We start from the raw sequence: 10,240 nt of genomic DNA, 5'->3' as shown, positions 1-10,240 counted from the left end.
AATTGTAAGGGAAACAGCCATAGGCATGGCAAGTAAAATTAAAGTTTGTTGGTGGTAAATCACCACAAATATTAAGTGGATACAAAATCAGAATTCTTGATGGGAACTGCCTTGAAAAAACCGACCATCGTCTGAAAATACTGCGAACAATCGCTGCTGGGGCACTGCCAGGAAAGTCACTAGTAGTTCTTGACTTGAACAAACTGTTAGTTTGAGCGATGCCGGAAAATCGCTGCGGATCAGGCGAGTTGTTTTGAAACTAAAAAAACCAGATCGCAACGGTGAGAATGAAATCGTCATTTTTACAATGCTTCCAACTCCTACTGTTACCGCAGCAGTTGTCGCACAATTATACCGAGAACGGCGCAGTGTTGAAAATCTGTTTCAAACTGTGACGGAAAATTACGAGTGCCAAATTCAAACTTTGGGCTATCCAAAGGCTGCATTATTCTGGTTTTGCCTTGCATTAGTTACTCACAACATTTTGGCAACCGTTCGTGGGGTAATAGCTACGCATACATGGTGTGGGAAAAATTGATGCAGGACTTTCTGATTACTACATGGTTGACGAAGTACAAAGCACTTATCGAGGAATGATGATTGCGATCGCTCCAGAGCATTGGAGTGTATTTGCTGATTTTGAACTCGAACAGTTTGCCAAATGCCTCCAAGATTTGGCTTGGCGGGTTCGTTTGAAGTCTTTTCTCAAACACACCCGTGCTCCAAAGAAGAAGAAAGACTTTTCCATTGTATGACCCTCAACATCCACATGTCTCGACTGCCAAACTTTTGGCGACTGCAAAACAGTCACCTTGACAGGGCTAGGGTGGGATTCCGGGGCAGTTTTTTCAACCATTTGGTGTTACCGTTGCAGTTTCCACAATTTTCTCCACTCTTGTAGCGCGGATGGTTACGCCGATGATGGGGGCATATCTTTTGAAGGAAAAGGGGAGAGACGCGATTAATGGCGTTGGTAGAGACGCGATTAATCGCGTCTGTACAAAAGGAGGGGAGCAGGGGAGTAGGGGGGCAGGGGGTGTAATAAAATTGTTTAATTTTAAATTTACACTTCCAGGTAGCAAGAACGGAAACAGAAAAGTCAAAACTGAGAAGCGTCGGGGTTTTCAACCTTATAGATCACTTTTAGAGTGAGCGTTACGCCATAGATTGACAACAATGGCGATCGCTTTAGCTTTTTTCATTGCGAGTCTAACGCTGGTTCCCTTGATTCCCAAGGGTTTTGTGGATGATGGCGACTTTGGAATTTCCAACGTATCTATAGAATTACCTCCTGGTTCGACATTAGAAGACGTTAATAAGGTAGTTACACAAGCGACTGATATCATCCGGCAAAACCCAGTAGTTGAACGTGTATTAGCAACCGAAGAGATCAATTCTGCAACCCTTACCATTAATCTCAAACCTAGAGAGGAACGAAATATTTCTCAAAAACAGTTTGAGCAACAAGTACGCCCTTCCTTTGAGCAAATACCAGGAGCTAGAATTAGTTTTCAAAGTCAGTCACCAGGTGGCGATCGCAAAGGTTTATCAATTGTCCTCAGAAGTGAAAATCCCGAAGCATTGAATCAAGCTGCTGATACCCTAGAAAAGCAGATGCGATCCATAGCCGGATTGGTAGAAGTGTCTTCGACTGCGAGTTTGGTTAAACCAGAGATTTTGGTAATTCCTAACCCACAACGGGCAATCCCACCCATAAAGGCAACGGGCAGAAACACGGCAACAATCGTCGCTGCACTTGCTACTACCGCTAACCCTACTTCCTCGGAAGAGTCAAAAGCCGCTTCCCAAGCTGACTTGCCCATAGCCATGTGCCGTTCCATATTTTCGATTTCTACGACGGCATCATCTACCAAGTTGCCCACCGCCAGCGCTAATGCCAACAAAGTCATGTTGTTGAGGGTGTAACCAAGGGCTTGCTGTACTGCAAAAGTGGGAATTATTGATAGGGGTAAGGCAACAGCCGTAATTAATGTTGCTCGCCAGTCCCGCAAAAACACTAAAATAACGATGACCGCCAGCACCGAAGCTTGAATCAATTCATCAATGGTGCTTTGGTAGGATTGGCGAACAATATCGGCTCTAGTAAAAATTAGATCCAGCTTGACATCTGGGGGAAGGGTTTTTTCCAGTTCTTTAACTGCTACTTTTACTCCTTCTTCCACTGTCACCAGAACGCTGCCAGTACTACGCAACACTTGGAAAGCTACCACGGGTTGATTATTCAAGCGGGCGGCTTGACGCACATCGCCAAATTTATCTTCATTCTTCTACAGAACGCCGATCTGATTTAACTGCGTAGGTGATTATTGGGCCGCCAGAAAATTCCAGACGTTCCACAATTGGATCGTTGATATCTTGGGGTAAATCTTGGCGAATTTGAGCGATCGCATTGCGAACATCATTAGTGGCGCGATCGCTATCTGTACCCAAAACAAAATTAATTGTCGTCTCTGAATTCCCATCGCTGACAGTGGAAATTATATAATCGATATTGCCCAACCCCGCGACGGCATCTTCAATTTTTTTCGTCACTTGGGATTCTAGTTCGGCCGGGCCTGCACCCGGTTGAGTGACTTCTATCGAAACTGCTGGCACATCAATATTTGGGTTAGTATCAATCCCCAAGGATATGAAGGAGAACCAACCCAAAACTGTCAAAATTAAAAATAAAACTATTGTAGGAACAGGTTTTTTAATCGACCAAGCTGAGATATTAAAGGTCATTAGTCATTAGTCATTAGTCATTAGTCATTAGTCATTAGTCATTGGTCATTAGTCAAGAGTTAGGAGTTATTATTGTCCCTCATCTCCCTCATCCTCCCCCATCTCCCTCATCTCCCTCATCTCCCCCACTCCCCACTCCCCACTCCCCACTCCCCATTCCCTTCAATTTGCAACTCGAACTTTATCACCATCTTTGAGATATCCTGCACCATCAACTACAACGCGATCGCCTAATTGCAACCCACTCTTGATTTCCACTTTGTCGTCATTGGCGGGATCTCCTAACTCTACTTTCTGGCTGCGGACTATATCTCCACTCGATAAGGTAAATACAATTACACTTCCATCTGCTTGAGATTGCACTGCTTTTTGCGGTACTACCATCCTCATCCCTGAGTTAGTAGTAATTGCAGCACTAGCAAACATCCCTGGTTTAAGTAAAGTTGTTGGCGGTAAATCAATTTTGACTGTAGCCTCCCGTCTTTGATCGTTCACCTGTGGCTGTATCTCCCTGACTCGTCCCTGCGATCGCACGCGCTGATCGACATCAGAAGTAATTTGCACAGATGCGCCAATTTTTACTTGATTTAGTTGAATTTCGGGTACTTTCGCCTGAAGTTCTAACTTTTCATCTCGGATAATCGAAAATAGCTTTTGTGTGCCACAATCACAGTTCCCACCTGGGTTTGCGGCGGTACACCAGTCACATTGCCTACTCTGGCAAGTTTTTCAGCGATGACTCCAGCAACCGGCGATCGCACCACAGTTTGTCCCAACTGAGTTTGTAGTTGTTGCACCTTAGCAGCACTGCTCTTGACATCGGCTTTGGCTTTGTTGATGATAGCTTGGGCGCTGCCGATATTGGCCTGGGCACTACGCACATTTTCTTGGGATAGATTCACAACTTCTGTAGCAGTTTTCACAGTGTAGGAACGAGTATCGAGTTCTTGCTTACTAATTGTCCCAGAGTCAGCCAGTTGTTGATAGCGCTGATAATTCTTCGCTGCTTCTTCTAACTTCGCCTTAGCTTGAGCTAAATCTGCTTGTTTTTGCTGGACTATGGCTTTATTTGATGCCAAATCTGCCTGCCTGGCTGCTAAATCTGCTTGTTTTGATTCTACATCTGCTTTGGCTTGGCTAATTTGGCTTTGCAATATGGAACCATCTAACACCGCCAACACTTGGCCTTTTTTGACAAAAGCCCCTTCTTTTACATCTTCGGGGATGCTTTTGATTTGTAAGCCGTTTGTCTGCGGTAACACTGGAATTAAATCGCCTGCTGCTACAGTCCCAGTAGTTTTAAGGGTACGGAAAACACGGGCGGTTTCTACTGTGGCGATGGTAACTGTTATTGCTGGGTTAACTTTTTTATCCGCTACCGCGCTTTGTTGACGGGATGGAAGACGACTTAATACAGCCATACCACCAAAGGCGATCGCGATTCCTAAACCAGCACCTAAGAATAATGGCTTCAACCATGCCCTGGTTGGTTTTTGATCTGATTTGCTCAAAAACCTAGCATCTTCAGATGTTACAGGTTTATTCACCTCGACTTCTGAAACACTTTCATCGCTCACAGTCCTACCTCCACTTGCTGTCTATGCATACCAATCTTGGTATTTTCTTAAGAAAACTTGAAGTTTCTTTACTTCATATCAACTATGAGGCATTTCATAGTAAATGTCTTTTAGATGCCAACGTATATAATAAAATGAGCTTGCTAAGAGTAATTACTAGCCAAAAAGGCTTAAAAAAATTGGTTCTTGCGTTGGTTTTATGGTAGAGCATTAAAATCGCAGTTTTATAGAAAGGCTCAAAAACTTAAAACCCAGTCACAGCAATAAATCTAGCCTATCTTTAGGTTTTATTTATTATTCTGTTCCATAAAATGAACTGAAGAACCAAAAAATTTATGTAAATTATGATATAAAAATTATCTTATATCATCTAGCTACTCAAGGTCACACACTATATGTATTTAGATCACCGTCAACCAATGGTTAGATATGAAAAACTAGTGAAGCGAATCTAGATTGATCTAATTTCAAATCCAGCCTTTTATGTATAAAGTTATATCAAATAAATATTTTTGTCCGGCATCGATAATTCCTCTGAAGCCTTTGTGTCATCAGGAAACCATTCTCTACCATGCAATTTAGGCATAAGACAAGCTAGCGTCCACAGCTATACGTGAGTTACAAAGGAGCGAAATGTATTGTCCTAAATTCACATGAATTCGACAAACCTCTCTTACCCAGGCTGCCTTTGGAGGGGAGGAGCAATGAAATAATCGGGTTTTTAAGCCTCTGTCCTAGAAGTAGAGAGGTTAAATTCCAGCAAGGGTAAGCCTGATTATGGAATTTTGAAATCAAATCAATAAATAATTGGTATTTACCAGAGTAACCAGATATGTTCAATGCCACTGAAATTTTAATTGATGCCTTTGTAAATGAAATCCGAGAAGGCTACCGTCGCACTTACGGCTGCTTCAAAAATGATTATCAGGACATTATCGCCTGGGCTGGTAACATGGCTTTAGAAAACATTGCCAATAGCGATGCCCTTTATCACAATGTTGAACACACAGTACTTGTCACCCTGGTGGGGCAAGAAATATTACGTGGCAAACACATTAGAGAAGGTGGTGTTTCCAGTGAAGACTGGCTGCATTGTATAATTTCCTTGCTGTCTCATGATATTGGCTACGTTAAGGGAGTTTGCCGACAAGACCGAGAGACAGCAAATTTATATGCCACAGGTAAAAATGGCAAAATGATTTCTGTAGCTCCTGGCGCTTCTGATGCGAGTCTCACGCCGTATCATGTTGATAGAGCCAAGCTTTTTATTGATGAGCGTTTTGGAGGTCACAAGTTAATAGATGCTGAGGCAATTAAGAGGAATATTGAATTGACTCGATTTCCCGTACCTGCGGCAGAAGATCATCAAGATACAAGGTGTTTTGCTGGATTAGTACGTGCTGCTGATTTGATTGGTCAACTAAGCGACCCGCGTTACCTGAAGAAAATTACTTCTTTATTTTACGAGTTTGAAGAAACTGGTGTAAATAAAGTTTTGGGCTATAAAACCCCTGCTGATTTACGTAATAACTACGCTAAGTTTTACTGGAATGGCGTCTATCCCTATATCCAAGAGGGGCTGCATTATCTATCACTGACACAACAGGGAAAACAAATTCTGGCTAATCTCTACTCAAACGTGTTTGTTGTGGAACATGAAAAACAACAGGAAGAACAGCAGCGCTATTTAGAAAAGTTAGGAGTTGGGAATTAGTAGAGACGCGATTAATCGCGTCTGTACAGGAGTTGGGAATTAGTAGAGACGCGATTAATCGCGTCTGTACAGGAGTGGGGAGTAGGGAGTTGAGAATTATTAATGATGGATTTTGACACTCTCAGGGCTGAAGCCGCTGAGATTCTGCGGACAGAGTAAAACTCTCGCTGCGACCGTCAAGCGTCGCCTAAACGCTCAAAACAACTACCAATTAAGGTGTCGAAATCGCGCTTACTTTTGTTCAAAAAATGCTTCGGAATCTGTCACTAAGCCTGTGGCACGGTACGCTCACTCAACCTGCCATTGTTTGCTCTTTCTCGTCATACTGCCGTTAGAAAATCTAACCGTTGTTTCACAGGAGCCGGGATTTCTCCGTACTAGGATGCTTCAACACGTAGACAATAATTCTTACTCACCATTTAATTTTAACACAAGAACACGGCGGTTAAAACCGCTCGTGTCGTTTCCCTCTCTTTCTCTGAAGCCTCTGAGTTTCTCACATACCGCGAGGTTCTATGAATTAAGATAAAAGTCTAATAACTCATAACTCCTAACTCCTAACTCCTAACTCTTATGGATTGGTGGCGACGACTGAAGAAAAATCCTTTGGCACGATTTGGGGCAATTTTACTGTTAATTTTCTACATAGCAGTAATTGCAGCTGATTTTGTGGCTCCTTATGACCCCTATGCTTCACAGCCCAATGGTTCACTGCTGCCACCAACTAAAATACATTGGATTTCTAAGTCAGGGCAGTTTATCGGGCCGTATATTTATCCGACGACTCAGGGAGACACGAATTTAGAAACAGGCGATCGCGAACTCATTGTAGACTTGACAAAGCCCTCACCTTTGCGTCTATTTGTCTCCGGGCCAGAATACCGATTGTTGCAGATGAGTTTGCCATTACCCCCGAAGTGGGATGAAGTCACAATCTTTGCTGGTATCCCCTTAAATTGGCATTTATTTGGCACAACAACTGGCGCAAAATTCAACATCTTGGGTACTGATGACCAAAGCCGCGACCAATTCAGTCGCCTGCTGCATGGCGGCCGCATCAGTATGTTTATCGGGATTTTTGGTATTATCATTACCTACCCCCTCGGTTTGATTATCGGGGGAATTTCCGGCTATTTCGGCGGTGTGACTGATAGCGTGATTATGCGCTTGGCAGAAGTGCTAATGACTTTCCCTAGTATTTATCTTTTGGTGACTTTAGGGGCAGTTTTACCACCTGGTTTAAGCAGTACCCAGCGCTTTTTGCTGATTGTGGTGATTACTTCGGTTATTAGCTGGGCTGGTTTAGCACGGGTTATTCGGGGACAGGTATTATCAATTAAAGAGCGAGAATTTGTCCAAGCCTCGCGTGCAATGGGCGGAGACCCAATTTATATCATCCTCCGCCACGTTTTGCCGCAAACAGCTAGTTATGTAGTTATCTCTGCTACTCTTGCAGTTCCCAGCTTTATTGGTGCAGAAGCGATACTGAGTCTTATCGGTTTGGGAATACAACAACCAGACCCCTCTTGGGGTAATATGCTTTGTCAGTATGTCCATATAATTAAGTCTGCTGAAAAAAGAGCAAGAGACTTGTATTGGCATAAGTATTTTCGTTAAGCTGGCAACCAAAGATGAAAATTAAGATCTCAATTGCTTAAAAGAGTAGTTTGACGATGTAGCTATTAGTGAGCCAGTGCGGTCTTCTCCCTTTGGGAGAGGCTAGCGCCAAGGGGGTTTCCCCCATGAGCAACTGGCGTTAGCGACGTAGGAGCGTCACCCGAAGGGTCATTAATAAAAATAAATGACGAAAGGCTAAGGACAACCCGATACGGCTTGACATGTTTTCGACCTCATACCCACTTAAAATAAAATAAAAAATGGCTAACAACGAAGAATCACGCGGTTTAAAGTCTCTATTTGATTGGTTTGCAAATCGACGGAAGTCAGGATCTACCAGCCTCGAACGCCAAGAACGTGAAATTGCTGATGGGCTGTGGCATAAATGTTCTAAGTGCAGTGTGTTGGCATATACAAAAGACCTGAAAGCCAACCAGATGGTTTGTACCGAATGTGGTCATCACAATCGGGTAGACAGCGATGAGCGCATCCGTCAATTGATAGATCATAATACCTGGAAACCGCTAGACGAGCATTTGCGTCCAACCGATCCGCTCGAATTTCGCGATCGCAAACCCTACAGCGATCGCTTGCGGGAAATGCAGGAGAAAATTGGCTTAATAGACGCAGTTAAAACTGGTTTAGGTCAAATCAATGGTTTGCCCATTGCCCTTGGGGTTATGGACTTCCGCTTCATGGGTGGTAGCATGGGTTCGGTTGTGGGAGAAAGACTCACCCGCATGATTGAGCAAGCCACTCAACGGCGGTATCCTGTGGTTATCGTCTGCACCTCCGGGGGTGCAAGAATGCAAGAAGGAATGCTTTCCCTGATGCAGATGGCGAAAATCTCCGCAGCCCTACAGCGCCATAAAGACGCTCGATTATTATATATTCCTGTTTTGACCAATCCCACAACAGGCGGCGTTACCGCTAGCTTTGCGATGTTGGGCGACATCATTTTGGCAGAACCCAAGGCAACCATTGGTTTTGCCGGTCGGCGAGTAATTGAGCAAACCCTGCGGGAAAAACTACCCGATGATTTTCAGACTGCTGAAGATTTGCTCCTGCACGGTTTTGTTGATGATATCGTACCCCGTACCCAATTAAAGAACACCCTAGCCCAGCTGATTGCCCTACACCAGCCTGTACTAACAACACCTCAAATGGTGTTGTGGGAAACAATGTCCTTGACTTCTACAGCCGCAGAATAAAGCATAGGGCATAGGGCATTGGGCATTGGGCATTGGGCATTGGGCATGGGGCATGGGGCATGGGGCATGGGGCATGGGGCATGGGACATGGGGCATGGGGCATGGGAAAGAGGCTCTAGGGGCGGGGTGCTCTTAGCAGAGGGGAAAACTTTCTCTCTTGCTCCCCTGCTCCCCCTGCTCCCCATGCTCCCCACTCCCCACTCCCCACTCCCCACTCCCTCATGCTCTCTTTGCCTCTTTAACAAAAAGTAGTGGGATAAGCGCTGTTAGTCGAAATAGACTAGAGAGGGCGAACAACCCCAGTAAGCCTCCAAACTGAGCAAATTGGACGATGAAGCTGCCTATAGTTGTGCCTAAAGCACCACTCGCTCCAGCAACGGCAGCTGCGATCGCAAAATAGATAGACTGATTTTTAGTTGGTGCGATCGCCAATTGTATATTGTTGTTACACAAGTCAATCGCCGCCCAAGTACCTCCAGCCAAGATGTGTAACAGGGGTAACCACAACCAAATATCAAGGCGATTAGCACCAATCCCCAGCCAAAGCAGTGGTGTGGCTGCAACCAAAATCCCAATACAGATCAAAATGGGACGATTGCCTATCTTATCTGCTAATTTGCCCCACACGATGAGCATCAGCAAAGTCGCCCCCGCCTGAAGGCTATTGTAGATAGTTACGTAGCTTACGTCTAAATCGAGCGTGTCGAGCATATAGAGGTTAAAAAAAGGACTGCTGAGGTTAACAGCAAGGGCCCAGAAGCTGAAATACAGCAGAAATCTCAAAAAGTTAGAGTTTTTCCAGATGCTGGAAGCTGGCGCAACAGGTGGGGTGGTCACTGAGTTTACGGTAAGCATCTCGGCTTTGCTCGATGAAACCGCAGTCGAACTGCGTAGCCGAAGTGTTGAATCCCCATCTGAACTATCCCCCTTGCTCCCAGCTAAGAGCTCTCTTGCCTCTTGTTCAATCTTATTTGTTTGAGGTAACTTGCCATAATAAGTGTTTTGCGATTGCGGATTCATATCTACCTGGAAATATTGACACCCCAATCCCACAATCCCAAACACTATACCTACCAGCAAAACCACCCCATAGCCTTGGATACTTCCACCATACCAATGTGATACAACTAGACCGGCTATTGGTACGCAAACCAAATTGGTGAGGCTAGCAGCGCTATTGCGTATCCCAAAATACCTGCCTCGCAATTGCCGGGGAACTATCATTGCTACCCAACTTAGCCACGATGCCGCCCTTGCGCCTCCGGCCGCGGAACCCGTCGAAATTGCGCGGGCGGAGGCCGCTGCGCCGGCCGCCAAAGTCGAAGAACGCAGTGCGATCACCGTCACGGCCCAGCGCGCCGCGCGCCCGGTACAGG

10 protein-coding genes and 3 pseudogenes are annotated in these 10,240 nt (G+C 44.9%); 7 read left to right on the top strand and 6 right to left on the bottom strand.

Going from position 1 to position 10,240, the window contains the following annotated elements; all coding sequences use genetic code 11:
* Positions 1-202, bottom strand: a 202-nt coding sequence (locus tag LC574_RS10435; RefSeq protein WP_229453455.1) for a hypothetical protein, incomplete at its 3' end; no start/stop codon positions are given.
* A gap of 51 nt (positions 203-253) precedes the next feature.
* Here LC574_RS10435 and LC574_RS10430 point away from each other — a divergent pair.
* The 3 genes and pseudogenes from LC574_RS10430 to LC574_RS10420 all read left to right on the top strand — a co-directional run.
* Entirely contained in the window at positions 254-538 is a 285-nt protein-coding gene (locus LC574_RS10430; protein WP_229453454.1) for a hypothetical protein, read from the top strand.
* 22 nt (positions 539-560) lie between these two features.
* Positions 561-755 (top strand): hypothetical protein, encoded by a 195-nt coding sequence (locus LC574_RS10425; RefSeq protein WP_229453453.1) that lies wholly within the window; start codon positions 561-563, stop codon positions 753-755.
* A 70-nt stretch (positions 756-825) separates the two neighbouring features.
* A pseudogene (locus LC574_RS10420) lies at positions 826-1,764 on the top strand (efflux RND transporter permease subunit); the annotation flags it as partial.
* On the opposite strand, the pseudogene LC574_RS10415 reads toward LC574_RS10420, so the two are convergent.
* Positions 1,704-2,745, bottom strand: a pseudogene (locus LC574_RS10415) (efflux RND transporter permease subunit); the annotation flags it as partial. The pseudogenes LC574_RS10420 and LC574_RS10415 overlap by 61 nt on opposite strands.
* A 41-nt stretch (positions 2,746-2,786) precedes the next feature.
* On the opposite strand from LC574_RS10415, the gene LC574_RS10410 reads away from it, so the two are divergent.
* A complete protein-coding gene (locus tag LC574_RS10410; RefSeq protein ID WP_229453452.1) occupies positions 2,787-2,942 on the top strand; it encodes a hypothetical protein in 156 nt (51 codons plus the stop codon).
* Here LC574_RS10410 and LC574_RS38490 read toward each other — a convergent pair.
* Both LC574_RS38490 and LC574_RS38485 read right to left on the bottom strand, forming a co-directional pair.
* Entirely contained in the window at positions 2,908-3,384 is a 477-nt protein-coding gene (locus LC574_RS38490) for an efflux RND transporter periplasmic adaptor subunit (protein ID WP_368736680.1), read from the bottom strand. The genes LC574_RS10410 and LC574_RS38490 overlap by 35 nt on opposite strands.
* A complete protein-coding gene (locus tag LC574_RS38485) occupies positions 3,366-4,322 on the bottom strand; it encodes an HlyD family secretion protein (RefSeq protein WP_368736679.1) in 957 nt (318 codons plus the stop codon). The genes LC574_RS38490 and LC574_RS38485 overlap by 19 nt, the downstream gene beginning before the upstream one ends.
* A gap of 832 nt (positions 4,323-5,154) precedes the next feature.
* On the opposite strand from LC574_RS38485, the gene LC574_RS10400 reads away from it, so the two are divergent.
* The 3 genes and pseudogenes from LC574_RS10400 (at position 5,155) to accD (ending at position 8,864) form a co-directional block, all read left to right on the top strand.
* Positions 5,155-6,036, top strand: a complete 882-nt coding sequence (locus tag LC574_RS10400; protein WP_229453451.1) for an Npun_R2479 family HD domain-containing metalloprotein — start codon at positions 5,155-5,157, stop codon at positions 6,034-6,036.
* A gap of 573 nt (positions 6,037-6,609) precedes the next feature.
* Positions 6,610-7,578: pseudogene (locus tag LC574_RS10395) on the top strand (ABC transporter permease); the annotation flags it as partial.
* Positions 7,579-7,913: 335 nt separating this feature from the next.
* Positions 7,914-8,864, top strand: coding sequence for an acetyl-CoA carboxylase, carboxyltransferase subunit beta (gene accD, locus LC574_RS10390; RefSeq protein WP_229453450.1), 951 nt, complete (start codon positions 7,914-7,916; stop codon positions 8,862-8,864).
* On the opposite strand, the gene LC574_RS10385 is transcribed toward accD, so the two are convergent.
* Positions 8,813-9,079: a hypothetical protein gene (locus LC574_RS10385; protein ID WP_229453449.1), complete on the bottom strand. Its 267-nt coding sequence runs from the start codon at positions 9,077-9,079 to the stop codon at positions 8,813-8,815. The genes accD and LC574_RS10385 overlap by 52 nt on opposite strands.
* Positions 9,080-9,083: 4 nt before the next feature.
* A partial coding sequence (locus tag LC574_RS10380; RefSeq protein WP_229453448.1) for an MFS transporter occupies positions 9,084-10,240 on the bottom strand: 1,157 nt, incomplete at its 5' end.

The organism is Nostoc sp. CHAB 5715 (assembly GCF_020829685.1).
Classification (GTDB): Bacteria; Cyanobacteriota; Cyanobacteriia; order Cyanobacteriales; family Nostocaceae; genus Nostoc.
The sequence above is the reverse complement of the archived record's forward strand: the minus strand, read 5'-3'. Positions and strand labels throughout refer to the sequence as shown.

Coding starts and splice junctions, on each gene's coding strand:
- LC574_RS10425 (WP_229453453.1), top strand. CDS start 561: ATGGTTGACGAAGTACAAAGCACTTATCGAGGAATGATGATTGCGATC.
- LC574_RS10400 (WP_229453451.1), top strand. CDS start 5,155: ATGTTCAATGCCACTGAAATTTTAATTGATGCCTTTGTAAATGAAATC.
- accD (WP_229453450.1), top strand. CDS start 7,914: ATGGCTAACAACGAAGAATCACGCGGTTTAAAGTCTCTATTTGATTGG.